Below are 25,605 nucleotides of genomic sequence, written 5' to 3'. Positions count from 1 at the left end.
GCCCCGGCGGGTTCGCTGCCACTTTCCCGCCGCTGTTCTGCCGGGGCTGCCGGGTCCGCTTGTGACCGACAGTGGCGGGATATACGAAGAATGACATTTCACCACGGTGAAGGTTCGACGCCCGGCCCCGACGGCCTGCCGTGGTCAGCGCAGCCGCGCGGTGAGTTCCCGCACCGCCAGATTGCTCACGCGCGAGCGTTCATCGCGGATGGCATCCACCAGCGCCAGCAGTTCGTGCAAGGCGGGATCGGCCAGCGCCGCGCTGGGCACGGACCGGTACAGTGGGGAGAAGGCGTAGCCGCGCACCGGACCCTGGGGATGGGGCCAGACCGGTACCGGGTCACCCCCTTCCGTGCCCGGTGCCCCGGCGAGCGGCGATGCGCCGTGGGCAGTGGGCACCCCCTGGGTGAAGGCTCCGCGGTCGGGGGGGAAGGCGTACTTCAACCCGTGGATCAGGAATTCCCCCAGGGCCAGGAGATTGGGCTGGGGACTGGCGCCGTCCGGTCCGGGCCCGGCCAGGCGGGCCCGCCTGGCACGGCGTACCCCCGCGTTGATCTCGGAAGCGCTCATGAACAGCTCCGCGGAAAGCTGCTGGTAGGTCCAGGGCTGCCGGCCCTTGGTCACCAACTTGAGGCAGATGAAGATGTCCTGGGGCTTGAGGATCATGGCGACAGCATATTCGCGAAACGCAAACGCCACAACACCCCGCCGCAGTTCACACAGGGGCTTTCTGTGTGCCGAACCATCCGGCACCCATGCCTTGGGTCACGGCCCTGGAGAACTCGTCCGCCGGCGCCGGGTCGAATTAACTACAGAGCGCAGCGCGGTTTGCAGCGGGAGCCCTGTCCGGCCATGTGAAGCACATCACAAAATGTGTTGCCATTGTGGCTCACCTTTGATAGGAAGGGGGAGGAAATTGCCCTGCCAGGGGTACAGGAGGTTGCCATGACGTACGCGGTCGTCATCGATCTGGATCACGAACATGATTCCTACGAGAACTGCCGTCAGCTGTGGGGCAAGATCCAGTCGGGCATGATCAAGGCGGGGTTCCGGTTGGACGGCCGTCGTTTTGTCATCAACCTCCCGGATCACGAGGCGGCCGAACTGGCCAGAGCGGTGATCGAGGGCATCGAGTACGACAGGGATTACTGCGACAAGCGCATCTACAATCACCTGCGTAACTTTTACGGCTACGACGTGGCCTGCGCCCAGAACCTGATGCTGCCGCCGGCCAGCAGCATCCAGGTCCAGGAAGTGCGGCGCGCGCAATAGGGGGCAGGGGGAAGCTTGCCGACCCGCACCCCTTCATCCTTCATCCTTCATCCTTCATCCTTCATCCTTCATCCTTTTCTTACCCCCCCCCGCCGCCTCCGCCAGAGGGTCGTCCGGCCAGTGGTGCTTCGGGTAGCGCCCCTTGAGGTCCTTCTTCACCTCCGCGTAGGTGCGTGACCAGAAACCCGCCAGATCCCGCGTGACCTGCACCGGGCGCCTTGCGGGCGACAGCAGGTGCAGGGTCAGGGGGACCCGGCCGCCGCCAATGCGCGGGGTCTCCGTCAGGCCGAACACCTCCTGGATGCGAACCGCCAGGACAGGGGCCTGCGGGTCGCTGTAGTCGATGGGCAGGCGCGATCCGCCGGGCACGCGGATATGGGTGGGGGCCTGCTCGACCAGGCGCCGGGAGCGGGGCCAGTCGAGCAGGCCCTGCAACGCGGCAGCCAGGTCCAGCCGGCGCAGATGGCTCAGGCGGCTCATGCCCGAGACGTACGGCCCCAGCCAGTGTTCCAGGGTCGCCAGCAGAGACTCGTCCGAGACATCCGGCCAATCGGTCCCTTTCTCCAGCACATGCACGAAGGCGAGGCGTTTGCGCAGCCGTTCGCTCTCGGCGTTCCAGGGCAGGCAGTGCAGTCCCCGGGCACGGATCGCGTCCAGCAGGATGCCGGTGACCGCCTGCGGATCCACGGATTCCAGGGGCCGGCTGCTCAGGATGAGCGCTCCGAGGTGCCGTTCCCGGCGGGCCACCACCGCCTGTTCCGCCTCCTCCCAGCCCAGTAAGTCCCGGCTCGCGATCATCCCGGGCAGGTTCTGTTCCAACCGATGCCTGTCCAGGGGCGCGGCGAGCCGGATCACCGCCTCGCGCTGGTTGTCATCCAGCACGGCCGCCACGACACATGCCTGGGCCGCCAGGTCCTCGCCGACCGGAAACCGCGCCCCCCGGCCGCCGGAGAGCAGGAAACGTCCCCCGGCATCCGCCCGGCGCAGGGCAATACGGTCCGGATAGGCGAAGGCCAGCAACAGGCCGGCGGCCTCCGCGTCGACCTTCTCTCCGGCATTGATCCCCAGTTGCCGGCACCAGCGTTCAGCCAGTGCACGGATGCGCCGGGCGGCGCCCTGATGGATGTCCCGGCCCCCGCCATCCCCTGTCAGGACACGCAGCCGAAGGCGCAGGTCGCCACCGGCATCGGCCGGCATCGGGTCACGCTCTTCCAGCAGCGCGGCCAGCAGACAGGCGGTGCGGCCCAGTCCCGTTTCCCGGCCTCGGAGCAGCATATGGCCCAGCCGGGGATGGGTCCCCAGCGCGTCCAGGGTCCGGCCGTGGGCTGTGGGTCGCCCGGCAGGGTCCAGGGCGCCCAGCCCCTGGAGCAAATCCCCGGCCTGCGCCAGGGCGCCGGCCGGGGGCGGATCGAGCCAGGCCAGCTCATCAGCCCCGGCGCCCCAGCAGGCCAGGGCCAGCACCAGGGGTGCCAGATCCGCTGCCAGGATCTCCGCCGGGGTATGGGCCGGCAGGCGGGCGTGGGCCTGCGCGGACCACAGGCGCACGCAGATCCCGGGCTCCAGGCGTCCCGCCCGCCCGCAACGTTGTTCGGCGCTGTCCCTGCTGATGCGCGCGGTGTTGAGCCGGGTGAGCCCCGTGCGGGGGTCGAAGCCCGGCCGGCGCGCCAGCCCGGCGTCGATGACCACGCGGATGCCGTCGATGGTGAGGCTGGTTTCGGCGATGTCCGTGGCCAGCACCACCTTGCGTTCGCCCGCGGGGGCCGGCAGGATCGCGGCGTCCTGGGCCTCCGGGGTCAGTTGTCCGTAGAGCGGGCAGACGCGGGTGGAGGGGTCCACCTTTGACGCCAGGGTGCGGGCCACCCGTTCGATCTCCCGGCGCCCGGGCAGGAACACCAGTACGCTGCCGCGCTCCGTTGCCAGCGTTTCGCGCACCGTGCGGGCCACGGCGGCCGGCATCGCCCGGAGATCCGGGGCGGGGCCGCTCCAGCGGATCTCCACCGGATGGCTGCGCCCCTCGCTGGTGATCACCGGGGCGTCATGCAGCAGTGTGCTGACCGCCGTCGTGTCCAGTGTGGCGGACATGACCAGGATCCTGAGGTCCGGGCGCAACAGGTCGCGGGCATGCAGGCACAGGGCAAGTCCGAGATCCGCCTGCAGGCTGCGCTCGTGGAATTCGTCGAAGATGACGATCCCCGTGCCCGCAAGGGCCGGGTCCCGTTGCAGGCGCCGGGTCAGTATCCCCTCGGTCACGATCTCCACCCGCGTGTCCGGGCCCGCGAGCCGCTCATGGCGGGTCACCAGACCCACGGACTGGCCCGGCGTTTCGCCGAGATGCCAGGCGATGCGCCTGGCCGCCGCGCGGGCGGCGAGGCGCCGGGGCTCGAGCATCAGGATGCGTTGTCCGGCCAGCCATCCGGCCCGGGTGCGGTCCATGAGCGCCAGCGGCACCCGGGTGGTCTTGCCGGCCCCGGGCGGTGCCTGAAGAACCGCGACGCCCCGCCGTTGCAGGGCGTCCAGGAGATCGGGCAGGCAGCTTTCGACAGGAAGCGCGGGATCCGTTGCTCGCATTGGGAGGAGGGGGCTTGTTAAAGTTAAATGTTTGTGCGCGGTGGTGGCGGGATGCACCGAAGAGCGCGCATTAGCCACAATATAATCATAACAGGGGCGGTTCTTCCCCGGAGGAGACGACATGCGCATGACGATTTCCTGGCTGCTTGCCGGGCTTGTGGCGACCGGTACCGCCGCGCTCCAGGCGGAGGAGATGCACGAGTGGTGGGATCAGGCCTGGTGGGAACGCGGTGAACTGGAAGTACCCGACAATCACGAGGTGACAGTCACCCGGGACAGCTACGCGGCCGACGATGTGGACGTGCCGGTGATGATTGCCCGGCCCGACGACGGGGAGAAGTACCCGGCGGTGCTGTTCGTGCACGGCCGGCGCGGACTGGACCACCTGATCGAACCCCATGTGGTGAGGCTGGCCGCCCGCGGCTTCGTGGTGGTGGCGCCGGATCTGTATACCGGGCGCTTCATCGAGGCGATGCCCATCGAGCATGACTATGACCTGGAGGAGGATCTCAACCACGGTCTGGACTACCTGATGGCCCGTGACGACCTGAGCAGCGGCAAGGCCTGTGTGTATTCCCACACGCGCGGCGGGTACTACGCGCTCAAGCTGGCGGTCACCTTCGGGCGCCAGGACAGCGGCCTGGCCTGCTACGTGTCCTATTATCCCCACATGCAGGACCCCAATGCCCCGGAACCCATGCAGGTGTACCGCTATGCCCCGGAGGTGGATCGCCTGACCATCCCCACGCTGGTGTTCGTGGGTGAGCATGAACAGTACCAGCGCAAGCGGGGCATCGAGATGGCGATTTCCACCCTGCGAGACCGGGACCGGCCCGCCCAGCTGGTGGTCTATCCGGGCGTGGGCCGGGCCTTCGACTTTCGCCCCCCGGAAGTCCGCACCTTCGCCGACGACCTTGCCGCCAGGGACGCCATCCAGCGGGCGACCCGCTTCATGCGCGCGCATCTGGACTGACGGGTGAACGCACGGCCCGGGTCCCGGGAAGGGAATCTGTAGTGGACGCGGCGGTCAGAAAGATGATGAAGCATTTGTTTCATGCACTCCGGGCGCCGGTCATGTTCACGGCAGCCCTCTGGCTGGCCGCCTGCGCGACCGGGGTTCCGGCGCCGATCCGTGACGCGCCGCCGGACCAGCCGCGGCCCGACGAGGTGCGCGCCGATGTATCCCGCTTCGAGGGCAGCACGGTGCGCTGGGGCGGCGTCATCGCCACAGTGAGCAACCGTGCCGAAGACACCTTGGTCGAGATGGTGTCGCGCCCACTGGGCAGCAGTGGTCGTCCCCGGGAGACCGACCTCACCGATGGCCGCTTTCTGGCCCGGGTGCCGGGTTTCCTGGATCCGGCGGTGTATGCGCCCGGGCGGGAACTGACGGTCTCCGGGACCGTGGCGGGCGTCGAGTCCCGGCCGGTGGGCGAGTATCCCTATCCCTACGTTCGTGTCGATGTGGCGCTGCATCATCTCTGGGCGATTCGTGAACCGGTGCGTGATCCGTACTATTCACCCTGGTGGTATGACCCCTGGTATCCCTATCATCCCGTTTACGGGCCATGGCGCCGGTGGTGAGACGGGATAATTCAAGATTCAAGATTCAAAGAACCAATGGAACTCCGATGCCTGTTACTCGCCGTCACGGGAAGCTGCGCCCCTTGAATTTTGAATCTTGAATTTTGAATCTTGAATCTCGAATCCTGGGTATTGATTCGCATTCGTGGAGTCCCCATGCCTCATGTCCTCATCCTCGTCCTGACGCTCTCGTTCCTGGCCGGCTGCGCCACCGGGCCGCGATACGAAACCGCGGGCGTGGCCACCGATCTGGTGCCCGCGGAGGTGGTAGCGAGTCCCGGCGTGTATCGGGACAGCCGGGTGATCTGGGGCGGCATGATCGTGGCGACCCGGAATCTGGCCGAGTACACGGAAATGGAGGTGCTGGGCTACCCGCTGGAGGGCAGCCAGCGGCCGGCCACGAACCGCAGCCCCCACGGGCGCTTCCTGGTGCGCAAGCCGGGGTATCTGGAGGAGATGGACTATGCACAGGGACGCCACATCACGGTGACCGGTACGCTCGGGGAGAACGTGGACGGGCGCGTGGGCGAGGCGCCATACGTCTATCCGGTGGTGCACGCGACCGAACTCCATCTCTGGCCGGAGGCCCGCCGCGCGCCTCCCGGCCAGCCACGCTTCCACATCGGGGTCGGCGTGATCTTCGGCCGTTAGTCGGGTGAGGCGTGAAACCACCCCTCCCGGATCCTCCCGTGAGGGGCGGGCTATGCTGACGCCTGACGCCTGACGCCTGACGCCTCACCCCTCACCCCTCACCCCTCACTGTGGTCTAATAGCGCCATGGCACGGGCGGGTTACGGACAACAGCTGTGGTTCACGTGCAGACGGGGGGCGGTGAGCGGCCCCTATCCGTCCCGGCTCGTGTCCCGCTATCTTATCCTGGGCCGCCTGGATCTGAACGATCAGATCAGCCTGGACCGTAAGACCTGGGCGCCGATCTCCACCCATTCCGACCTGATCCCGCCGGAACTCCTGTTGCCCGATGACGCCCGGGGACGGGAGGCCCGCATTCGGGCACGGGTGCGCGAGGACGAGAGGCGTGCCGTCACCCCGGTGGGGGCCGAATACCACGATCGCCGTGGCGAGCGGCGGCGGATGGAGCGCCGCGCCCCGGAGCCCGCGGAGTTTATTCACCATCGCATCGAGCGCCATCGGCTTGTCCAGGCGGAACCCCGGCATGAGGCCCCGGGATCCGTGCCATGGAAGCTGGCCGGTGTGGCCGTGATGCTGACCCTGGGCCTGCTCATGCTCCAGGGTGATGGCCGGGAGATGACGCCCGAGCGCGCATGCCGGGCCCCGGCGGGCCCGGGCGTGAACTGGAGCCACTGCCGCATGGCGGGGCTGGACCTGCAGGGCGTGAATCTTGCCGGTTCGCGGCTCGAGAGCATCAACCTGATGGAGGCGAAGCTGTCCGGAGCGCAACTGCCGGGCGCGCGCCTGGATTACGCGGATCTTCGCCGTGCTGACCTGCGCCACTGCAATCTCACCCATGCCTCCCTGGTGGGCGCGATCCTGCAGGATACGCGCCTCGACGGCGTCCGGCTCACCGGCGCAGACCTCGCCTATGCTGACCTGCGCGGCTCGTCTCTGGAGGAGGTGAATCTGGAAGGTGTCCGGCTGGAACGGGCCATCTGGACCGATGGCCGGGTGTGCGCGGACGGATCGGTGGGGGAATGTTTGTGAGGGGAAATCAAGGTTCAAAGTTCAAGGTTCAAGGTTCAAAGGAGCATGTGGCAACTTCGGATGCCAGCGGTCCTCGATGTCACCGACGCTCCCTTGAACTTTGAACCTTGAACTTTGAACCGCCTTCTTCACCCCACCAGCCGTTCGAAGATCCGAAATCCCGCCACGTAGGTGCCCACCGCCGAACCCACGGTAGTCAGCAGGAACACCAGCAGAACCCGTGACACGCGGTTGCGCCACCAGCCGCCGGGGTGACTGGTATCCTGCTTGAGCCGGGCAAAGTCCCCCACGTTGGGTTTGCGCAGAAATGTCTCCACCCCCGCCGCGACAAACCCGACGCCGATGGTCGGGTTGAGCGAGGTCAGCGGCGCGGCCAGCGCGGCGCTGAGTACCGTGACCGGGTGCGCGGCGGCGATCAATGCGCCGGCGGCGGCCAGTCCACCGTTGATGAGCACCCAGTCCAGTACCAGTTGCCAGCCCAGGTCAGGGTTGCGGGAAAAGCCGATGGCAAAGCCCGTGAGGATGAGCGCCACCACCACCCAGGGGATCACCCTGGGCCAGCGCGCCGGCGGCGGCTCCTGGTCCAGGAAATTGATCACCGCCTGGGGTGTATCGGTACCGGCGGCCTCCAGGTTCTCCCGGATCCCCTTCAAGTGTCCGGCTCCCACCACCGCCAGGATATGGCGGTACGCGCCATGTTCCGCTTCCTGCCGGAGCCGGGCGGCCATGTAGCGATCCCGCTCGGCAATGAGCGGGTGAAAGAGGGCCTGGGATTCCTGCGCAAACTGGCTGAAGGTGGATTCCAGAATGTCCCCCTCCTTCAACCGCTCGATCTCCGCCTCACTGATCTGCTCCCGGCTCATGAGACCGGCCAGCAGCCCGCCGAAGAGGCCGAATCGCTGCCACCACGGCACGTTGCGGTAGCAGCGTTTGAGTGTGACGCCCACCTCCCGATCGATGAGCAGCACGGGCAGGTGGTCGTTGCGGGCCTCCCGGATCGCGGCGCGCATCTCGGCGCCCGGTTCGATACCGAACTGTTCGGCCAGCCGTTGCTGGTAGGCCCCGAGCGCGAGGCTTGCGGTGACCATTGGCACCTTGCCCTGACGCAGCACCTGGAAGAGATCCATGCGCGAAAGGTCGTCCGGACGCACGATGGCATTGTGCCGGCTGGGGCACAGCTCCACCGCGACCGCGTCGTAGTCGCCGCTGCGGATGAGGGTTTCCACGGCTTCGGCGGAGGCCCGGGACACGTGGGCCGTGCCCAGCACGGTGATCCGGGTATCGCCCACCTGCGTGGTAAAACGGGGCTCCTGGCTGGTCTGTTCCGACATGGGGTGAGCTTCGCGGCTGTGGAGGCGGCACATTAGCAAATTTTGGGGCGGGAAGGGGGAGTTGAAGTGGGAAGGGGGAATTGAAGTGGGAAGTGGGAATTGGGAAGGGGGAAGGCACCCCCCCAACCCCTCCCCGCCTCGCGAGGCAGGGGCCTTCCCGCTTCCCACTTCCTATTTCTCAATTCCCCCTTCCCACTTCAACTCCCCCTTCCCACGTCATTGAAGCGCCTCCAGGCGCCGCTGCACCCGCTCCGCGCGCTCCACGTGGGCTTCCAGTTCCCGGTTCTCCGGTGCCAGGGCCTTGAGGGGGCGCCAGACGTCCAGGGCATCCTCGATGCGGCCGTGGGTGTAGAGGCGCAGTCCCCGCTCCAGGCCGGCGCTGACATGGGTGTCGATGGCGCGGCTCAATACCGGGCGCTGACGGTAGATTTCCTCATTGTCCGGATGGCGGCGGGAGAGGTCGTCCAGCAGATGCCGGGCCAGCGCCAGGTCGCCGGAGCGAAAGGCGTTGCGATAACGCTCCAGAAGGGCCTGATCCTGTGCCGTCCATGTTCCGTCGGTGTCCTGTTCGGCAATGGGCTGAACCTGAAGCATGCCCAGACGTGCCTGCCGGGCGGACTCGGCCTCGTCCAGGCGGTCTGCACCCACCTGAACGGGTGAGAGGGCATGGGCCAGCGTCAGGGCCTCCACGGCCAGCAGGGGATCGTCGGCACCCAGCGCGGCCTCGCCCAGATCCCGCAGTTCTTCCGCCAGTTCACGGGCCTCCCGCTCGGCCCGCTGATGCTGCTGGCGCGCGCGCGCGCTGCCGGGGGCAATCCGGTGGAGTTCGTCGTACATGGGGCGTTCGCGGATCAGGCTGTGGGCGCGCGCCAGGAGCAGGCGCGTGCGCAGGGCACGTACATGGTGCTGACGCTCGGTCTCGAACGCTTCCCGGGCGGCCCGCAGCGCCTCACTGTCGGGCAACACGTTCAGGCCGTGTTCGTAGCGTTCCCGGGCCGCGGCCCAGTCCTCCACCCGCAGATGGGCAGCCGCTTCAATGAGGATTGTCTGCTCGAACCGGTCGGCCCGGCGCTGCAGGTCTGCCCGGTGGGATTGCAGGGCCTCGTTGTCCGGGTCACGCTCGATCAGTCGGTCCAGGGCGGCCAGGGCCCGGCCGTACTCACCGGCCTCGGCGAGTTCTTCCACCCGCTGCTCCGTTTCCACGGCGTGCGGGGCCAGGGTGGCGCAGCCGCCCAGGCTGAGGAGGAGGACCACTGCCGTTACGCAAAGACGTCTCACGTTGTCTGCTTCCCCCTGTTGACGGCGCCTGTGTGGCCATTGACACCGAACGAGGCATTTGGACTGGATGGGCTTGTCCCATCGGCCGGAGGGCGGGTTATCCATCCTTCAGCCTCGATGGTCCCTGCTCGGGCTGATGATGCGCCGTCCCCAAGGCTGCGCAGCGCACACCCTGCCGGAACGGACCCTCCGGCAGTCATGGCGTGTGAGGGCCTTGTGCAAGTGTACACTGCGCTCCCGGGCGCATGGCGAACGGAAAGCACCCGGCCGGACTGTTTCAGGCATGTGACATGCCTGAAACAGTCCGGCCGGGTGTGGTGCATGGACGACGGCGGGGAGGTCCTGCCCCCGCATCCCGCTAGAGCAGGGGAACGATCAGAAGTGCCACGATGTTGATGATCTTGATCAGCGGGTTGATCGCCGGTCCCGCGGTGTCCTTGTAGGGGTCGCCCACGGTGTCGCCCGTGACCGCCGCCTTGTGGGCGTCGCTGCCCTTGCCGCCGTAATTGCCGTCCTCGATGTACTTCTTGGCGTTGTCCCAGGCGCCGCCGCCGGCGGTCATGGAGATGGCCACAAAGATGCCGGTGATGATCGTGCCGATCAGCATCCCGCCCAGAGCCTCTTTGCCGAGGAGGACGCCTACGAGGACCGGCGCCAGCACCGGTATCATGGACGGAATGATCATCTCGCGGATGGCCGAGCGTGTCAGCATGTCCACCGCCCTGGAGTAATCGGGCTTCTGGCTGTGATCCATGATGCCCGGCATCTCCCGGAACTGACGGCGGACCTCGTTGACGATTCCGCCCGCGGCACGGCCCACCGCCTCCATGGCCAGCGCCCCGAACAGGTAGGGGATCAGACCGCCAATGAACAGGCCGATGATGATCATGTGGTTGTCGAGACTGAAGTTCACGGTCTGCGCCGATCCGCCCATGGCGTGGGTATAGTCGGCAAACAGCACCAGCGCACCCAGGCCGGCGGAGCCGATGGCGTAGCCCTTGGTCACCGCCTTGGTGGTATTGCCCACGGCGTCCAGCGGATCGGTCACGTTGCGCACCTTTTCGTCCAGCTCGGCCATCTCGGCGATGCCGCCGGCGTTGTCCGTGATGGGCCCGTAGGCGTCCAGGGCCACGATGATGCCGGTCATGGAGAGCATGGTGGTGGCCGCAATGGCGATGCCGTACAGCCCCGCCAGTTCATAGGACAGCCAGATGGAGACGCACACCGCCAGCACCGGTGCCGTGGTGGCCTTCATGGAGACGCCCAGGCCGGCGATCACATTGGTCCCGTCGCCGGTCGTGGAGGCCTCGGCGATGCGGCGCACCGGCGCGAACTGCGTGCCGGTGTAGTACTCGGTGATCCACATCATGAAACCGGTGAGCGCCAGGCCGATCAGCGCGGCGAAGTACAGGTTCATGCTGCTGATGGACTCGCCCCCGCCGATGGTGAAGGTGTCGCCCACCATCCACAGGGTAACGGGGTAGAACGCCACGGCCGCCAGTACGCCCGAGATGATCACGCCCCGGTACAGGGCGTTCATGATCTTGCCGCCTTCGCGCACGTGCACGAAGAAGGTGCCGATTACCGAGGCGATGATGGACACCCCGCCGAGCACCAGCGGATAGATCGCTGCCACCTCGCCCACCTCGCCGAGCAGCAGGGTGCCGAGGAGCATGGTGGCGATCACGGTCACCGCGTAGGTCTCGAACAGGTCGGCGGCCATGCCGGCGCAGTCGCCGACGTTGTCACCCACGTTGTCGGCAATCACCGCCGGGTTGCGCGGATCGTCCTCGGGGATGCCGGCTTCCACCTTGCCGACGATGTCCGCTCCCACGTCCGCACCCTTGGTGAAGATGCCGCCGCCCAGTCGGGCGAAGATGGAGATCAGCGAGCCGCCAAACGCCAGACCCACCAAGGCATGGATGGCGTCGTCGATGGATACGCCCATGGCAGTCAGGATGGCGTAGTAGCCGGCCACGCCCAGCAGACCGAGCCCCACCACCAGCAGGCCGGTGATGGCGCCGCCTCGAAAGGCCACCTGCATGGCGGCATCGAGCCCGTGGTGCGCGGCTTCGGCGGTGCGCACGTTGGCACGCACCGAGATGTGCATGCCGATGTAGCCGGCCAGGCCGGAGAAGACCGCGCCGATGGCGAATCCGATTGCAGTGGCCAAGCCGAGGAAGGCGCCCACCAGCAGGCACAGCACCACACCGACGATACCGATCGTGGTGTACTGTCGGTTCAGATACGCCGACGCGCCTTCCTGGATGGCGGCGGCGATCTCCCGCATGCGTTCCGAGCCGGTCGGTTTGGCGAGGATCCACTTGACCGAGACGGCCCCATAGACCAGCGCGGCGATGGCGCAGACCAAGGCAAATACGAGCCCTGCGGACATGACTTCTCCCCCTTGCTTGTTAAGCGTTTGTTTCCTTATGCCCCCATAAGCGGAAATTCCGCGCAGCGGGCAATAAAAACCCCTGCCCTGGGCGGCCCAGTGGCGGGGTCCGGCTACTGTATACCCTTTGCCTGCGGTCTAACCACACCCGGCAATCGCACGGTTCAATGGTGGCCAGAGAGGCGACGCAGTCTGTGGGACTGTGTGCCGAGCATGGCCTGCCATGTGACGCCATTCATTGACAAAGGTCATGATGTATCACATTTACGGGTTTGATCCCAGAGCCCGGCCGGAATGGAGGCGGGCCCGCGTCCCCGTCCGTCGCGCTCTGATCGCTCAATGCCGGCAGTCTGCAAGCACCTTGTCGATACGCGCATCCAGGGCGGGCTCGGCCGCGATGTCGCCGATGCGGCAGGTCAGCACCGGGGTCTCCCGGCCCCGCACCCTGATCTCGTCACTGCTGGTGCTTCGGATGTAGCGCGCCACGCGCGGATCCTCCACAAGCTCCTTGCAGGCCACGGTCTCGCCCGGCTCGGCCAGGGACATGAGCCGCGAGGCGAGGTTCACCGTGTCACCGACCACGGTGTACTGCATCCGTTCGCTGGCGCCCAGATTGCCCGCGAGCATCGGGCCGCTGTTGACGCCGATGCGGAACGCAACCGGCGGTTCGTTGTGGATGTTGCGGTCCACATTCAGGCGGCCCACCAGGCGTTGCAGCATAACGGCACACGTCAGGGCATGCAGACGGTGCTCGGGGTCGGGCTCGGTGACACCGAACACGACCATGGCGCAGTCGCCGATGAACTTGTCGATGGTGCCGTGGCAATGGGTGGCGATGCGCGTGATGTAGCCGAAGTACTCGTTGAGCAGATGGGCCACTTCGGCCGGCGGGAGTCGTTCGGACAGGGCGGTGAACCCGGCGATGTCGGCGAATAGCACCGTCCCTTCCACCTGCCGACCGCCCAGTTGCACCTGTTCCAGATTGGACAGGATCTGCCGGGCAACCCCCGGTGAGACATAACGTGACAAGGCCGCCTCGACTTGGGACTTCTCAAGCAGCCCCTGGGCCATTTCGTTGAAGGACTCCATGAGGTGGCCGATCTCGTCGTTACGCCGTTCGGTGAACCGAAAATCGTAGTTGCCGGCGCCGATGGCGCGGCTGGCGTCCATGAGATCGTCGATGGGCCGGGCAAGGCGCTTGCCGATGATTCCGGCCGCGATGCTGGCCAGCAGGGCCATGATCAGGGTGGCACCCACCAGCACCCAGACGGCGCGCCGGGTGGCGGCCTCCAGCGGTGCCAGGCTGTGCGTCACGCGCGCATGGCCCACCTCGAGACCCTGGAAGCGGATGGGCACCTGCCAGGAGGCCACGGGTTCATTGCTGTCGGGCAGCTGCCATCGCCACCCCTGGCCCCAGCGCGTGGCTTCCCCCGGATTGCCCCCGTCGGCACCCGTCTCGGCCAGCCGATCGCCGTCCAGGCTGTAGATTGCCGCGCCCCGTATGCCCTCGCTGGCGCTCAAATTATTGACCAGCGCGCCGAGCGCCAGCCGGTCCTCCGCCAGCACCAGCTCGGCGGACGCGCCGGCCAACTGGTGGGCCATGGTTTCCCCGAAGCTTTCCGCCTGCGCGCGCAGGGTCTGGGTCTGCTGGTTCATGAGAATCACGCCCAGCACGCCCATCACTGCCACCGCCAGCGCGGCGATGACCAGCGCCAGCTTGAAAGCCACCGGGACATGGGAAGGCGACGTCTCACCCGGTCCGCGCCGCGGGCCCTTGGGCAGACGCGGTGTACTCACGACAGCGTCCGCCGTACGCCGACCCCGTCCGGTCCGTGCAACCATGCCCGCCAACTGCGGAACAGGTCCGGGTCCAGGGCGGCCACCGCGGAGTGCGGCCCTGTGCCCCGGCAGCGGAGCTCACCGCCATCCAGGGTCTCAGCCCGGCCGCCTGCCTCCGAGAGCAGCAGGCTGCCCGCGGCCAGATCCCACAGTTTCTGCCCGCCGTGCAGATACACGTGGCCCCGGCCGGCGGCGAGCCAGGCCCACTCCAGTGCGCAGCTGCCCAGATTGCGCTGGGAGCCGTAGGGCGGGGACTGGGCCAGACGCCCGGCCAGTTGCGCCGGCAGGCGCTTGAGATCCACCAGCGCCACGCTGCGCGACAGGGGCACATGGAAATACCGTGTGCCGAGACGCAGCGTGGCGCCATCCTGGTGCAGCCAGGCGCCCCCGCCCCTGACCGCGCTGAAGCATTCATCGCGAACCGGGTCGTAGGTAACGGCCAGGCGGGGTTCACCGGCTTCCAGCAGGGTCAGGGAGATAGCGAACAGCGGCAGGCAGGCGGCGAAATTGCTGGTGCCGTCCAGTGGGTCCAGGCACCAGAGGGGGCGGGAGTGATCCGCCAGCAGGGCCCGCTGTTCTGCGGCGTCCATCTCCTCGCTCAGGAATCCGATGTCCGGCCAGCAGCGCGCCAGCGCGTCCCGCAGTCTGTGATCCACCGCCAGGTCCGCCTCGGTGAGAATGGAACCGTCGGACTTGACCGTATGACCGATGCGGTTGAAGCGGGGCAGCAGTTCCGCCTGCCCCGCCGCACGCACCAGGGTCTGCACGGTCTCCAGGCTTGGCAGGGTGTGGTCGGACAGGCTCATGGGGGTGATTCTAACCCGTATGGCCCGCCGGAAAAGCGGGATTTGGGCGGGGATGAACGGTGGTAGACTCCGGCGCATGACACCCCTGTTGCTGGTCCTGCTGGCCGGACTGCTGATCTGGTATGTGAATGACAGCCTGAAGACCCGGGAGCGGGTGCTGCGGGCCGCCCGCAATGCGTGCTCGGACCTGCATGTGCAGTTTCTGGATCAGTCCGTGGTGCAGAGCCGGCTGGGCTGGGGGCGCGACGGTACCGGACGCGTGCGCCTGCGGCGCGAGTACCGGTTCGACTTCAGCCTCGACGGCTCGGATCGGCACGCCGGGCAGATCACCTGCCTCGGCCAGCGGGTCGTGGCGCTGGTCCTTCACCATCCCGAGGGCCGCGTGGTGATCGAATGAAGGCGCCGAGGTTGGAGGCACAATGCAGGAGAACGACCGGGAAACGGGTTTTCTTGTATCTTGTCTCTTGCATCCTGTCTCCAGCGCCTGTCTCATGACCCTAACCGAACTCCGATACATCGTCGCCGTGGCCCGGGAACGCCACTTCGGGCGTGCCGCCGAGGCCTGCCATGTGAGCCAGCCCACCCTGAGCGTCGCGGTGAAGAAGCTGGAGGAAGAGCTGGGCGTCACGCTGTTTGAACGCAGCCGGGGCGAGATCTCCGTCACCCCGGTGGGCGAACAGGTGGTGGCCCAGGCACAGCGTACCCTGGAGGCGGCCGACAGCGTCGCCCTGGCGGCCCGGCAGGGACAGGATCAGCTCAGCGGGCCTTTGCGCCTGGGCGCCATTTTCACCATCGCGCCCTACGTCCTGCCGCATCTGATCCCGACGCTTCGGGCGTCGGCCCCTGCCATGCCGCTGGTGATCGAGGAGAACTATACCGCGCGCCTTGCGGAACGCCTCAAGCAGGGGGATCTGGACGCCATCATCCTCTCCCTGCCCTTCGACGAGCCGGGCGTCGTCACCCTGCCGCTCTACGACGAGCCCTTCGTGGCTGTGCTGCCGGCCGGGCACCCCTGGAGCGGGCGCGAAGAGCTCAAGCTCAACGAGATGGCCTCGGGAAACCTGCTGCTGCTGGGGGCGGGTCACTGTTTCCGGGATCAGGTGCTGGAACTGTGTCCCAACTGTCACCGTCCGGTGACCTCGGATCACAGTATCCAGCGCTCGGTGGAGGGCAGTTCGCTGGAAACCATCCGCCACATGGTGGCTTCGGGTATGGGGATCACCATCCTGCCCTGTACGGCCGCCGGTGCTGACCGGTACGCCCAGCGATTGCTCACCATTCGCCGCTTCAGTCCACCGGTGCCCAGCCGCCGGGTGGCGCTGGCCTGGCGGGTGAGTTTCCCGAGGCCGCGCGCCATCGAGGCGGTACGCCAGGCCATCCTGGACGCGGATCTGAGCTGCGTGACGTTCATCGCTCCATAAGGTCGGGGGTGGCGCGTATGCCGATGATCCGACCGGTTTCGCGGGATCTTCATCTTCAGGCCCGGGGCGGTATCCCCTGGAACGGCATGTGGGTCCTGTTGACCCTGTCCGCCCCGTGTCTCCCGGTGGGCCGGGTCCATGGGCTTTTGATAGGCATAAGCTATTTATCAATTTGATAAATTAAATTAGATAATGTGATAGTCAATACCTAATATCGCCTCCAGGCCGCACCCGCGCGGCGCCCAATTCAAACCCGGAGGTCAATATCATGAAGCAGCCCGAGAACGATTCCGTCACCGTCCAGAATCTGGAAGCCGCGTTTGCCGGCGAGTCCATGGCCCATATCAAGTACCTGTACTTTGCGAAGATCTGCCGTGAGCGGGGAGACGAGGACAGCGCCCGGGCCTTCGAGGCCACGGCCGCCCAGGAAGTGCAGCATGCCTTCGGCCACCTGGACCTGCTGTTCCCCGGGGACCGGATGAACCCGGCCAGGTGCCTGGAGCTGGCCATCGAGGGTGAGACCTACGAGTACAGCGAGATGTATCCGCAGTTCCGCCACATGGCCATGGAGGAGAAGAACGAGGCGGCGGTGCGCGAGTTCGACGAGCAGATCGGCGAATCCATCGAGCATGCCGACTACTTCCAGGGGGTCCTGGAGAAGGCCGCCAAGCGTTTCGCTGCCCTGGCCCGCGTGGAAGAGCGTCATGCCAATCACTACCGGGAAGCGCTCGCGCGTGTCGAAGCCGCGCGCAAGGCTGCCTGAAGGCGACAGAGGCAAGAGACAGGTGGGCGGGGCGTGAGCCCCACTTTCAAACAACCGACTGATTCAATATCAGGAGCTCGATCATGAAAAAGTGGGAATGTGTGGTATGCGGATTCATCTACGACGAGGCCGTGGGCATGCCGGAGGACGGCATCGTTGCCGGTACGCGCTGGGAAGATATCCCCGAGGATTGGGAGTGCCCGGAGTGCGGCGTGGCCAAGGCGGACTTTGAGATGGTGGAGATTGCTGCGTGAGGGGGGAGGCGTAGTTCCCGGAAAAGCTCACGTGGCTTTCTACGCCTTACGCCTCACGCCTATCCCATCACTCCTCACCCCTCACTCTTCTCCCTCCCCCTCACCCGCCCGAAGGAGCGTAATCATATGTCAGGAATCGTCATCATCGGCACGGGACTTGCCGGCTACACGCTGGCGCGGGAGTTTCGCAAGCTGGACAAGGACACGCCGCTGACCCTGGTCACCGCGGACGACGGTGCGTTCTACTCCAAGCCCATGCTCTCCAACGCCTTCGCCTCCGGCAAGGATGCCGCGGCCCTGATCAGCCAGACGGCCGTGGCCATGGCGGCGCAACTCGATGCGCGCATCCTCCCCGGACGTCGCGTCGAATCCATCGACACCGGGGCGTGTCAGGTGATGCTGGAAGATGGCGAGGCCCTGGGTTACGACCGGCTAGTGCTCGCGGTGGGTGCCGAACCTATCCGCCTGTCCTACGAGGGCGACGGGGCCGACGCGGTGCTCTCGGTGAACAACCGCCAGGACTACGCCCGTTTCCGTGAGGCCATCGGGGGCGTGGAGCACGTGGCGGTGATCGGACCGGGCCTGATCGGCTGCGAGTTCGCCAACGACCTTCACGGCAGCGGCCGGGAGGTGGACGTGATCGGCCCCGATACCGCACCCCTCGGGCGTCTCGTGCCGGAGGCGGCGGGCAGGGCCCTCCAGAAGGGGCTTGAGGGCGCCGGCATCCGCTTCCACCTGGAGACGGTGGTGGAACGCATCGACCGGGTCGACTCGCGCTTCCGGCTTAAACTCGACAACGGCGAGACCGTGGAGGCGGGGGCCATCCTCTCGGCGGTGGGTCTGCGGCCGGACACACGCCTCGCCGAGGCCGCGGGCCTCGAGGTGGATCGCGGCATCGTGGTGGACCGAGGGCTCGCCACCTCGGCCGAACACGTCTATGCCCTGGGCGACTGTGCCCAGGTGGCTGGCCTGGTGCTGCCGTTCGTCATGCCTATCATGCATGCCGCCCGTGCGCTGGCCAAGACGCTCGCCGGCGAGACCACGGAGGTGAGCTACCCGGCCATGCCGGTGGTGGTGAAGACCCCGGCCCATCCGGTGGTGGTGTCGCCGCCCGGGTCCGGCGCCGCCGGCGAGTGGATCGTGGAACCGGTGGGCGATGGCGTGCGCGCCCTGTTCCGTGACGGCGAAGCACTCAACGGCTTTGTGCTCACGGGCGCCGAGGCGGTGAAGGAAAAACAGGCCCTGACGAAACAGGTGCCGGCGGTGCTCTGAACGGCGATTCAAGATTCAAGATTCAAAATTCAAGGTTCAAGGTTCAAGGTTCAAGGTTCAAGGTTCAAGGTTCAAGGTTCAAGGTTCAAGGTTCAAGGTTCAAGGGGAAGCCGGCGTTGGCATTCCCGGGCCCGGCCGGAGGCGTGAGCGGGGAGGCCGGGGCCTGCTACACTGCGCGCCCATGTTGAAACTCACCGATCTCACCCTGCGCCGCGGTCCGAGGATCCTGTTCGCGGGGGCCGACTTCGCCGTGCATCCCGGATGGCGTGTCGGCCTGACCGGCGCCAACGGCACCGGCAAGTCCAGTCTGTTCGCCATGGTGCGCGGGGAGCTGTCGCCGGACCACGGCAGCTGTACCCTGCCCGGGGAGTGGGTGATTGCCTCGGTGGCCCAGGAGATGCCGGCCACGGCGCGTTCCGCCCTGGACTACACCATGGACGGCGATACCGAACTGCGCCGCCTGCAGGCGGAGCTGACACGGGCCGAGGCTTCCGGGGACGGCCATCGCATGGGCCGTGCGCATGAACGCCTGGACGCCATCGACGCCTGGAGCGCCGAGAGCAGGGCGGGCAGGCTGTTGCACGGGCTGGGCTTCCCCGATGCGGATCTCTCCCGCCCGGTGTCCGACTTCTCCGGCGGCTGGCGCATGCGCCTGAACCTCGCCCAGGCGCTTATGTGCCGTTCGGACCTGCTGCTGCTGGACGAACCCACCAACCACCTGGATCTGGACGCCGTGCTGTGGCTGGAACAGTGGCTGTCCGCTTATCCGGGTACCCTGCTGCTCATCTCCCATGACCGTACCTTTCTGGATGCGGTGGTGGATCACGTGGCACATATCGAGCGCGAGCGTGTCACGCTGTACACCGGCAACTACAGCAGCTTCGAGGCGCAGCGCGCGGAAGCGCTCGCCCAGCAGCAGGCGTACTATGAACGTCAGCAGCGCGATATCGCGCACATGGAACGCTTCGTGGCGCGGTTCAGGGCCAAGGCCACCAAGGCCCGCCAGGCCCAGAGCCGCATCAAGGCACTGGAGCGCATGACGCGGATCGCGCCCGCACACGCGGATTCTCCCTTTCAGTTCACGTTTCCCGCGCCCGGGCGCATGTCGAACCCCCTGCTGCAACTGGACGGAGTTGCCGCCGGATACCAGGGGCGCCCGGTCCTGGACGGCGTGTGTCTGGCCCTTCGGCCGGGCGACCGCATCGGCCTGCTGGGGCCGAACGGCGCAGGCAAATCCACCCTGATCCGCGTACTTGCCGGGGAACAGGCGTCCTTGTCGGGCACCTGTGACCCGGCGCCGGACCTGGCGGCTGGTTACTTTGCCCAGCACCAGTTGGAGCAGCTGGATGTGCAGGCCACGCCGCTGCTGCACCTGCAGCGCATCGACCCCCGCGCCACGGAGCAGTCGCTGCGCAATTTCCTGGGCGGTTTCGGTTTCGTCGGCGACGCGGCGCTCGCCCCGGTGGCGCCGTTCTCCGGAGGAGAAAAGGCCCGCCTGGTGCTGGCGATGCTGGTCTACCAGCGGCCCAATCTCCTGTTGCTGGATGAACCCACCAATCACCTGGACCTGGAGATGCGCCTGGCGCTGGAGTTGGCCTTGCAGGACTATCAGGGGGCGCTGGTGGTGGTCTCCCATGACCGCCACCTGCTGGAGTCCGTGTGCGACGAACTGGTGCTGGTGGCCGATGGGGCCGTGACCCCGTTCGACGGTGATCTGGAAGACTACCGCCAGTGGCTGGCCCGGCGGGAACCGGCAACCGGCGATGCCGCCCCCGCGGGCGCCGCCCCGGAGAGTGAACCGCGGGACCGCCGTGCCCGGCGCCGCGAGGCCGCCGAGGCGCGCCAGCGCCTCAAACCCCTGCGCGACGCCTGTACGCGGCTCGAAAGGCGCCACGGCGAGCTGGAGACGGAAATGTCCCGGATCGAGGCGCGGCTGGCGGAGCCGGACATCTACGACGAGGCCAACAAGGCCGAATTGCAGGATCTGCTCACCCGGCAGGGAACGCTGGCCCGGGAGCTGGAGGCGGTGGAATCGGAGTGGATGGATGCGCTTTTGAAGTTGGAAGTGTGAATTGGGAAGTGTGAACTGGTGCTGTGAACGTTTGCTGGCCAACGTGCCTCGAGAGCGGGGCGCAGCACGAGTTGTGAAGCATGCGGTGACCGGGGTCAGGGGAGGGATTGCCCTCGCACTCATGAGGAAGGCCGGGGCGACTCCATCCCTGCCGTCTTTCCCCTGTCTCCTGGAATACGCGACGCTATACTGCCAGCTATGCTGGAGATCCTGCTGTCCGCCTTCGTGCTGCTGTTCATCGTGGTGGATCCCATCGGGGTGGCGGCCATCTTCGCCGCCCTGGTGCATGACCTGCCCCGGGAGGAGCAACGGCGCATCGCGCGCAACGGCGTGCTCCTGGCCGCGGGCATCCTGCTCACCTTCATGCTGGTCGGCAACGGTCTGCTGAGCGTGCTGGGCATCAGCATCCCGGCTTTCCGTGTCGCCGGCGGCGTGCTGTTGTTCATGCTTTCCCTGGACATGATCTTCGCCCGCCAGTCCGGCATGCGCGCCACCACGCTGCGCGAACAGCGTGAGGCCTCACGCCGGCAGGATATCTCGGTGTTTCCCCTGGCCTTTCCCCTGATCGCCGGGCCCGGGGCCATGACCACGGTGTTGCTCATGGCCTCCGCGGGCCACCCGCCCGGGATCATGGCGGCCCTGGTGGGGGTGGTGGTGCTCGTGCTGGCGCTGTGCCTGCTGGCCTTCCGTTTGGCGCCCAGCATCATCCGGGGGCTGGGCGAGACGGGGATCAACGTGGTCAACCGCCTGCTGGGCCTGATCCTCGCGGCCCTGGCGGTGCAGTTCATCCTGGACGGCGTCCGCGTGGGGCTGAATCTGGATTGAGGGTTGTCCGTAGTCAGTGGTCCGTTGTCAGTTGCAAGAAAATCCATTGACAGCCCACTGGAGCAGGATACGCTCCTGACAACTGACAACTGACAACTGACAACTGACAACTGACAACTGACAACTGACAACTGACAACTGACAAATCAAGAAGGATCCTGGCGGTAGAAGAGGCGGAACTGGTCATAGACGGCCGGAAAGGCCTGTTGCAGGGTCTGTGGCTCGGCAAAGAAATACTCGCTGCCCACGGCGAAGAACTCCGCCGGGTCGGTGGCGGCGTACGGGTCGATGGGCGGGGGGGCGTCTCTGTCCAGGCAGTCATTGAGGGCATCGAACGCCTTGTTCATGGCGTCGGACCACGCACGGGGCGACATGTCCGGGTGCAGGGGCGGCATGCCGTTGGCCTGGCCGTTGCGCATGTCCAGGGTGTGGGCGAACTCGTGAATCGCCAGGCCCTCGCTGTGGTTCACCTCGTCCCATGACAGCAGCACCGGCCCCCGTTCCCACGCCTCGCCGCTGTGGGGGTTGCGCTCCACGTGAGTCACGCCGGCCTCATCCACATACTCGTGTTCTGGCAGGAAGTCTTCGGGATAGACGATAATGGTGACCCAGTCCTCGTACCACTCGAGCCCCAGGTTCAGAATGGGCAGGCAGGCCTGCAGGGCGATATCCAGCCGCATGGCCTGTTCCACCTCGAGACCGTGCGCGCCCAGGAATCGCTTGCGGTGAAGGAACAGGGTGGTCAGGCGGCGCAGGCGCCGCAGCTCCTCGGGACTCAGGCGCGACAGCATGGGCAGGGCACGGCAACCCGCCTCCCAGAGCCCGTCATCGATGGCCTCGTTTCTGAGGATGCGTCTTTCGCGCCAGGCCTTGATTCTTGACAGCACGGATCTGGATACACGGGGTCAGTGGGATGCCCGTGCATTATGGGGCACGGCGCCAGCCCGTGACAGTCCCCGCAAACCGCCTCGACTTGTCCGGGCCATGGCAAGGCGAGTATCTTCAGGCCCTTTGCTTGCGGAGCACACCCCTTTGACCGATACCCTCTCAGCGCGGCTTCAGAGGCTGCTGGATGCCGGCCACCAGGGCCTCTTTCGGGGCGGCCTGATGGGCCTTGAGAAGGAAAGCCTTCGGGTCAGCCCGGAAGGCGGCATCGCCCGCACCCCGCATCCGCAGGCACTGGGATCGGCCCTGACGCACCCCTGGATCACCACGGATTATTCCGAGGCGTTGCTGGAATTCATCACGCCGCCGTTTGACGGACCGGTGCAGGCGCTCGATTTTCTGCGCGACCTGCAGACCTTCACCTACCCTCGCATCGGCGAGGAGTTTCTCTGGGCGACCAGCATGCCCTGTGTCGTGGCGGGCGAGGCGGCCATCCCGGTGGGGCGCTACGGCACGTCCAACGCCGGGCGCATGAAGACCGTCTACCGCGTGGGGCTCGGTTACCGCTATGGACGGGTCATGCAGGTGATTGCCGGGGTGCACTTCAACTACTCCGTGCCCGAAGGGTTCTGGCCGGTCCTCCAGAAGCTCGAAGGGGATGACGGTGACCCGCGCCGGTTCATCGATGCCGGTTACTTCGCCATGATCCGCAACCTTCAGCGTCTGGGCTGGATGGTCCCTTACCTGTTCGGCGCATCACCTGCGGTGTGCAAGTCTTTCCTGGCGGGAAAGCCGACGCACATGCCGGAGTTCAACGAGAACACCTATTATGAGCCCTATGCCACGAGCCTGCGCATGGGGGATATCGGCTACCAGAACCGCAAGGAGGAGGAGACCGGCATCAAGGCCTCCTACGACAGCCTGGAGGCCTACACCGACAGCCTGGAGTGCGCCATCACCACACCGTCGCCGGTGTACGAGGCGCTCGGTGTGGTGGTTGACGGCGAGTATCGCCAGCTCAACGCCAACATCCTGCAGATCGAGAACGAGTATTACAGCTCCGTGCGCCCCAAGCCCGTCATGGAGGGCAACGAGAAGCCGGTACTGGCACTGCGCCGACGGGGCGTGCGCTATGTGGAGCTGCGCTCACTGGATGTGAATGCCTTCGAACCACTGGGCGTGTGCGAGACGCAGCTGCGGTTTCTGGAAGCGTTCATGTTCGCCTGCCTGCTCAGGGACAGCCCGGTGATCGGGGAGGTGGAACGCCTGCAGATCGACCACAATCAGAGCGCGGCCGCCCACCGCGGCCGCGATCCGGCGTTGAAGCTGCTGCGCAATGGTGATCAGGTGCCGTTGCGCGAATGGGCCGACGAGATCCTGACGGCCATGGCGCCCTTGTGCGCCGCCCTGGACGGGGATGACCCGGGGCGGCCGTACAGCGCTGCGCTGGAACGACAGCGGGCGAAGGTTGCCGATCCGGCGTTGACCCCGTCGGCCCGCATGCTCGCCGAGATGGGCGAACGGCGTGAGGGTTTCTACGAATTCGCCCGGCGCCTGTCCCGCCAGCACCACGCCCACTTCCGGGGCCTCACTCTTGCGCCCGACCGCGAGTCGGTGTTCGAGGCCGAAGCGCGCGCGTCTCTGGACCGCCAGCGCGAGATCGAGGCCTCCGATGACGTCAGCTTCGAGGAGTACCTGCGCCGCTACTTCTCCCAGGCGGTGTAGGCACGGACCCGAGGGTCCACGGGCAATCCGTCGACCGGTGCGTCAGTCGGCGCCCGTGAGAAGCCCGTGACGGCCGAACAGCTGCAGCAGGCGTTCCACGTTGGTTCTGACCTGCTTTTGCAGGTCCTGCATCTCCGCCTCCCCGAGACCGACGGCCGCCCCCAGGACCGGGTCCGTTTCCGCGGTCCGCGCCAGATCGTCCACCAGGGCCGCGACATCGCGGCTGCCATCCAGCAGGGTGACCAGCTTCGTGGACACCGGGTCCAGGCCCAGGCTTTCGTGACGGAACGTGGCCAGGTGGCCTTCCCCCATTTCGGCCTGCATGCGGGCGAGGCCGGATACCCGGGGGCGCACGGGTCTCGATGTTGGGACCGGCGGATTCTCCAGGCGTGTCACCTGCACGGCGCCCGAGACGAACAGGTTGAACAGTTCGTTCAGCAGGGGGCCGTCGTGGGAGGCCGAGCCCAGGCACTCCTCCAGGGTGAGCGCGCGGGGGTAGGCGGCGGACAGGGCGCCCAACAGGCGATGTGTCCGCGGGTGCCGGACCTGAAAGGAGATTCCGCCGGGGCTGCGCCACCGATGATCGTTCCCGGATCCACGTTCGGCCTGAAGGGCGCTGTGGAAGCGCCGGCCGGCCAGCCAGCCCAGGTCGATCTCCCGGCGGATGTTCGCGCCCCCGCGGCACAGCAGGCTTTGCCGGAACGGGCGCAGGCGCAGGAAGTCCAGGTACTGTTCCTCCTGTTCGAGATCGTCCATGGCCTCGAAGCGTTCCGCTACCGCGTCTCCGAGAGTGCTGGGGAACATGGTGTGCAACTGCGAATCCCCCAGGTACTGAAGCCCCGCGCCGTGCGCCTTTTCCATGAACGCGGAGAACAGCATGGGGCTGTTCGAGTCTTCCAGGTACTCGTGGTAGAGGTAGCTGTCCCGGGCCTTTCGCAGGTAGCCGATCTCCTGTCGCAGCCACTCGTGGCCCGGTAGCGGGTGTTCCACGGGCGTGGCCAGGAAGTCCAGCAGTTCGCGCGTGGCGGCGAGCCGGCCGACGGGGCTTTCGATCCCGCGGGTGTGGTGCAGGAGCATCTGGCGCACCATGCCGCGAAGGCCCCAGCCGGGCTGCGTGTTGTAGCTGATGTAGGCCATCCCGTCCGGGGCCAGCCGCCCGGCACAGATCTCCAGGATGCGTGTCTGGACCGCATCCGGCACCCAGGAGAACACGCCGTGCACGAGGATGTAGTCGAAGGGCTCGCCGGCAAGGGGCACATCCATGATGTCGGCGTGGAGAATGTCCACGTTGGACAGCCCCAGGTGACCCACCATGCGCCGACCGTGATCGGCCTGGGCGCCGGAGAGCTCGACGCCATGGTATTGCCCGTCGGGCAGATGCCAGGCCATGGGGATGAGGTTCCCCCCGGCCGCGCAACCCAGTTCCAAGACCCGGGCGCGGGCCGGGTCGGGGGCCTGCAGGCCGAACAGGCCCGCGATGGCCGCGATCCGGTCCGGATGGGTGTCGGCGACGGGGTGGCTCTCGTAGGGGATCTGGTCGTAGCTCTCAGCGACCGGGTTCGTCACGGTCCTGTCTCCGCGCGCGTGTCCGCAGACGGCGCATTTGCCTGTACGCCCGGCGGTGCCCGCTCATTCGATT

22 protein-coding genes are annotated in these 25,605 nt (G+C 66.9%); 13 read left to right on the top strand and 9 right to left on the bottom strand.

The annotated features are described in order from the left end of the window. Positions 1-144: 144 nt before the first annotated feature. Positions 145-666: a hypothetical protein gene (locus THITHI_RS0107610; RefSeq protein WP_026186156.1), complete on the bottom strand. Its 522-nt coding sequence runs from the start codon at positions 664-666 to the stop codon at positions 145-147. A gap of 279 nt (positions 667-945) precedes the next feature. On the opposite strand from THITHI_RS0107610, the gene THITHI_RS0107605 reads away from it, so the two are divergent. Next, on the top strand, positions 946-1,272 hold the full coding sequence (locus THITHI_RS0107605; protein ID WP_018232486.1) for a hypothetical protein: 327 nt from the start codon (positions 946-948) through the stop codon (positions 1,270-1,272). Positions 1,273-1,326: 54 nt separating this feature from the next. Here THITHI_RS0107605 and hrpB read toward each other — a convergent pair whose 3' ends face one another. After that, on the bottom strand, positions 1,327-3,840 hold the full coding sequence (hrpB, locus tag THITHI_RS18640) for an ATP-dependent helicase HrpB (RefSeq protein WP_018232485.1): 2,514 nt from the start codon (positions 3,838-3,840) through the stop codon (positions 1,327-1,329). Positions 3,841-3,961: 121 nt separating this feature from the next. Here hrpB and THITHI_RS0107595 point away from each other — a divergent pair, with 121 nt between their 5' ends. From THITHI_RS0107595 to THITHI_RS0107580, 4 genes are all read left to right on the top strand, one after another. After that, on the top strand, positions 3,962-4,813 hold the full coding sequence (locus THITHI_RS0107595) for a dienelactone hydrolase family protein (protein WP_018232484.1): 852 nt from the start codon (positions 3,962-3,964) through the stop codon (positions 4,811-4,813). Between the two features lie 62 nt (positions 4,814-4,875). Beyond that, complete coding sequence (locus THITHI_RS0107590) at positions 4,876-5,421, top strand: Slp family lipoprotein (RefSeq protein WP_232199398.1); 546 nt, start codon at positions 4,876-4,878, stop codon at positions 5,419-5,421. A 156-nt stretch (positions 5,422-5,577) separates the two neighbouring features. Continuing rightward, positions 5,578-6,072 (top strand): Slp family lipoprotein, encoded by a 495-nt coding sequence (locus THITHI_RS0107585; protein ID WP_018232482.1) that lies wholly within the window; start codon positions 5,578-5,580, stop codon positions 6,070-6,072. A 180-nt stretch (positions 6,073-6,252) separates the two neighbouring features. Further along, the gene (locus tag THITHI_RS0107580) at positions 6,253-7,101 is read left to right on the top strand and encodes a pentapeptide repeat-containing protein (protein WP_018232481.1); all 849 of its coding nucleotides are present in this window, start codon (positions 6,253-6,255) and stop codon (positions 7,099-7,101) included. Positions 7,102-7,229: 128 nt separating this feature from the next. Here the strand turns inward: THITHI_RS0107580 and THITHI_RS0107575 are convergent, their stop codons facing one another. The 5 genes from THITHI_RS0107575 to THITHI_RS0107555 form a co-directional block, all read right to left on the bottom strand. Continuing rightward, entirely contained in the window at positions 7,230-8,432 is a 1,203-nt protein-coding gene (locus THITHI_RS0107575; protein WP_018232480.1) for a TraB/GumN family protein, read from the bottom strand. Positions 8,433-8,648: 216 nt separating this feature from the next. After that, on the bottom strand, positions 8,649-9,710 hold the full coding sequence (locus tag THITHI_RS0107570; protein WP_156820498.1) for a hypothetical protein: 1,062 nt from the start codon (positions 9,708-9,710) through the stop codon (positions 8,649-8,651). Positions 9,711-10,068: 358 nt separating this feature from the next. Beyond that, positions 10,069-12,105, bottom strand: a complete 2,037-nt coding sequence (locus THITHI_RS0107565) for a sodium-translocating pyrophosphatase (RefSeq protein ID WP_018232478.1) — start codon at positions 12,103-12,105, stop codon at positions 10,069-10,071. Between the two features lie 336 nt (positions 12,106-12,441). Beyond that, positions 12,442-13,902, bottom strand: a complete 1,461-nt coding sequence (locus THITHI_RS18635; protein ID WP_051079919.1) for an adenylate/guanylate cyclase domain-containing protein — start codon at positions 13,900-13,902, stop codon at positions 12,442-12,444. Beyond that, positions 13,899-14,750, bottom strand: coding sequence for an inositol monophosphatase family protein (locus THITHI_RS0107555; RefSeq protein WP_018232476.1), 852 nt, complete (start codon positions 14,748-14,750; stop codon positions 13,899-13,901). Before THITHI_RS0107555 ends, THITHI_RS18635 begins: the two co-directional genes overlap by 4 nt. Positions 14,751-14,802: 52 nt before the next feature. Here THITHI_RS0107555 and THITHI_RS0107550 point away from each other — a divergent pair, with 52 nt between their 5' ends. The 7 genes from THITHI_RS0107550 (at position 14,803) to THITHI_RS0107520 (ending at position 21,356) form a co-directional block, all read left to right on the top strand. Next, on the top strand, positions 14,803-15,147 hold the full coding sequence (locus THITHI_RS0107550) for a DUF3301 domain-containing protein (protein ID WP_232199397.1): 345 nt from the start codon (positions 14,803-14,805) through the stop codon (positions 15,145-15,147). A 94-nt stretch (positions 15,148-15,241) separates the two neighbouring features. Further along, positions 15,242-16,171 carry a hydrogen peroxide-inducible genes activator gene (locus THITHI_RS0107545; RefSeq protein ID WP_026186152.1) on the top strand — a complete coding sequence of 310 codons (930 nt, stop codon included), beginning with the start codon at positions 15,242-15,244 and terminating at the stop codon, positions 16,169-16,171. Between the two features lie 268 nt (positions 16,172-16,439). Continuing rightward, positions 16,440-16,934, top strand: a complete 495-nt coding sequence (locus tag THITHI_RS0107540; RefSeq protein WP_018232473.1) for a rubrerythrin family protein — start codon at positions 16,440-16,442, stop codon at positions 16,932-16,934. 83 nt (positions 16,935-17,017) lie between these two features. Continuing rightward, positions 17,018-17,188, top strand: coding sequence for a rubredoxin (locus THITHI_RS0107535; protein WP_018232472.1), 171 nt, complete (start codon positions 17,018-17,020; stop codon positions 17,186-17,188). 126 nt (positions 17,189-17,314) lie between these two features. Further along, positions 17,315-18,460, top strand: coding sequence for an NAD(P)/FAD-dependent oxidoreductase (locus THITHI_RS0107530; RefSeq protein WP_018232471.1), 1,146 nt, complete (start codon positions 17,315-17,317; stop codon positions 18,458-18,460). A gap of 181 nt (positions 18,461-18,641) precedes the next feature. Beyond that, positions 18,642-20,531 (top strand): ATP-binding cassette domain-containing protein, encoded by a 1,890-nt coding sequence (locus THITHI_RS0107525; RefSeq protein WP_018232470.1) that lies wholly within the window; start codon positions 18,642-18,644, stop codon positions 20,529-20,531. Between the two features lie 198 nt (positions 20,532-20,729). Continuing rightward, positions 20,730-21,356 carry a MarC family protein gene (locus tag THITHI_RS0107520; RefSeq protein WP_018232469.1) on the top strand — a complete coding sequence of 209 codons (627 nt, stop codon included), beginning with the start codon at positions 20,730-20,732 and terminating at the stop codon, positions 21,354-21,356. 146 nt (positions 21,357-21,502) lie between these two features. Here the strand turns inward: THITHI_RS0107520 and THITHI_RS0107515 are convergent, their stop codons facing one another. Next, positions 21,503-22,243 carry a M90 family metallopeptidase gene (locus tag THITHI_RS0107515; RefSeq protein ID WP_018232468.1) on the bottom strand — a complete coding sequence of 247 codons (741 nt, stop codon included), beginning with the start codon at positions 22,241-22,243 and terminating at the stop codon, positions 21,503-21,505. Positions 22,244-22,388: 145 nt separating this feature from the next. Between THITHI_RS0107515 and gshA the strand changes: the two genes are divergently transcribed. Then, positions 22,389-23,966, top strand: coding sequence for a glutamate--cysteine ligase (gshA, locus tag THITHI_RS0107510; protein ID WP_018232467.1), 1,578 nt, complete (start codon positions 22,389-22,391; stop codon positions 23,964-23,966). 42 nt (positions 23,967-24,008) lie between these two features. Here gshA and THITHI_RS0107505 read toward each other — a convergent pair whose 3' ends face one another. Beyond that, positions 24,009-25,532, bottom strand: coding sequence for a methyltransferase regulatory domain-containing protein (locus THITHI_RS0107505; protein ID WP_018232466.1), 1,524 nt, complete (start codon positions 25,530-25,532; stop codon positions 24,009-24,011). Between the last annotated feature and the right edge of the window lie 73 nt (positions 25,533-25,605).

It is taken from the genome of Thioalkalivibrio thiocyanodenitrificans ARhD 1 (assembly GCF_000378965.1).
In the GTDB taxonomy this organism is placed as follows: Bacteria; Pseudomonadota; Gammaproteobacteria; order Ectothiorhodospirales; family Ectothiorhodospiraceae; genus Thioalkalivibrio_A; species Thioalkalivibrio_A thiocyanodenitrificans.
The sequence above is the reverse complement of the archived record's forward strand: the minus strand, read 5'-3'. Positions and strand labels throughout refer to the sequence as shown.

Excerpts from the sequence above, each read along its gene's own strand:
- THITHI_RS0107610 (WP_026186156.1), bottom strand. The coding sequence starts at position 666 with ATGATCCTCAAGCCCCAGGACATCTTCATCTGCCTCAAGTTGGTGACC.
- THITHI_RS0107605 (WP_018232486.1), top strand. The coding sequence starts at position 946 with ATGACGTACGCGGTCGTCATCGATCTGGATCACGAACATGATTCCTAC.
- hrpB (WP_018232485.1), bottom strand. The coding sequence starts at position 3,840 with ATGCGAGCAACGGATCCCGCGCTTCCTGTCGAAAGCTGCCTGCCCGAT.
- THITHI_RS0107595 (WP_018232484.1), top strand. The coding sequence starts at position 3,962 with ATGCGCATGACGATTTCCTGGCTGCTTGCCGGGCTTGTGGCGACCGGT.
- THITHI_RS0107590 (WP_232199398.1), top strand. The coding sequence starts at position 4,876 with ATGATGAAGCATTTGTTTCATGCACTCCGGGCGCCGGTCATGTTCACG.
- THITHI_RS0107585 (WP_018232482.1), top strand. The coding sequence starts at position 5,578 with ATGCCTCATGTCCTCATCCTCGTCCTGACGCTCTCGTTCCTGGCCGGC.
- THITHI_RS0107575 (WP_018232480.1), bottom strand. The coding sequence starts at position 8,432 with ATGTCGGAACAGACCAGCCAGGAGCCCCGTTTTACCACGCAGGTGGGC.
- THITHI_RS0107565 (WP_018232478.1), bottom strand. The coding sequence starts at position 12,105 with ATGTCCGCAGGGCTCGTATTTGCCTTGGTCTGCGCCATCGCCGCGCTG.
- THITHI_RS0107555 (WP_018232476.1), bottom strand. The coding sequence starts at position 14,750 with ATGAGCCTGTCCGACCACACCCTGCCAAGCCTGGAGACCGTGCAGACC.
- THITHI_RS0107550 (WP_232199397.1), top strand. The coding sequence starts at position 14,803 with ATGAACGGTGGTAGACTCCGGCGCATGACACCCCTGTTGCTGGTCCTG.
- THITHI_RS0107545 (WP_026186152.1), top strand. The coding sequence starts at position 15,242 with ATGACCCTAACCGAACTCCGATACATCGTCGCCGTGGCCCGGGAACGC.
- THITHI_RS0107540 (WP_018232473.1), top strand. The coding sequence starts at position 16,440 with ATGAAGCAGCCCGAGAACGATTCCGTCACCGTCCAGAATCTGGAAGCC.
- THITHI_RS0107535 (WP_018232472.1), top strand. The coding sequence starts at position 17,018 with ATGAAAAAGTGGGAATGTGTGGTATGCGGATTCATCTACGACGAGGCC.
- THITHI_RS0107530 (WP_018232471.1), top strand. The coding sequence starts at position 17,315 with ATGTCAGGAATCGTCATCATCGGCACGGGACTTGCCGGCTACACGCTG.
- THITHI_RS0107525 (WP_018232470.1), top strand. The coding sequence starts at position 18,642 with ATGTTGAAACTCACCGATCTCACCCTGCGCCGCGGTCCGAGGATCCTG.
- THITHI_RS0107520 (WP_018232469.1), top strand. The coding sequence starts at position 20,730 with ATGCTGGAGATCCTGCTGTCCGCCTTCGTGCTGCTGTTCATCGTGGTG.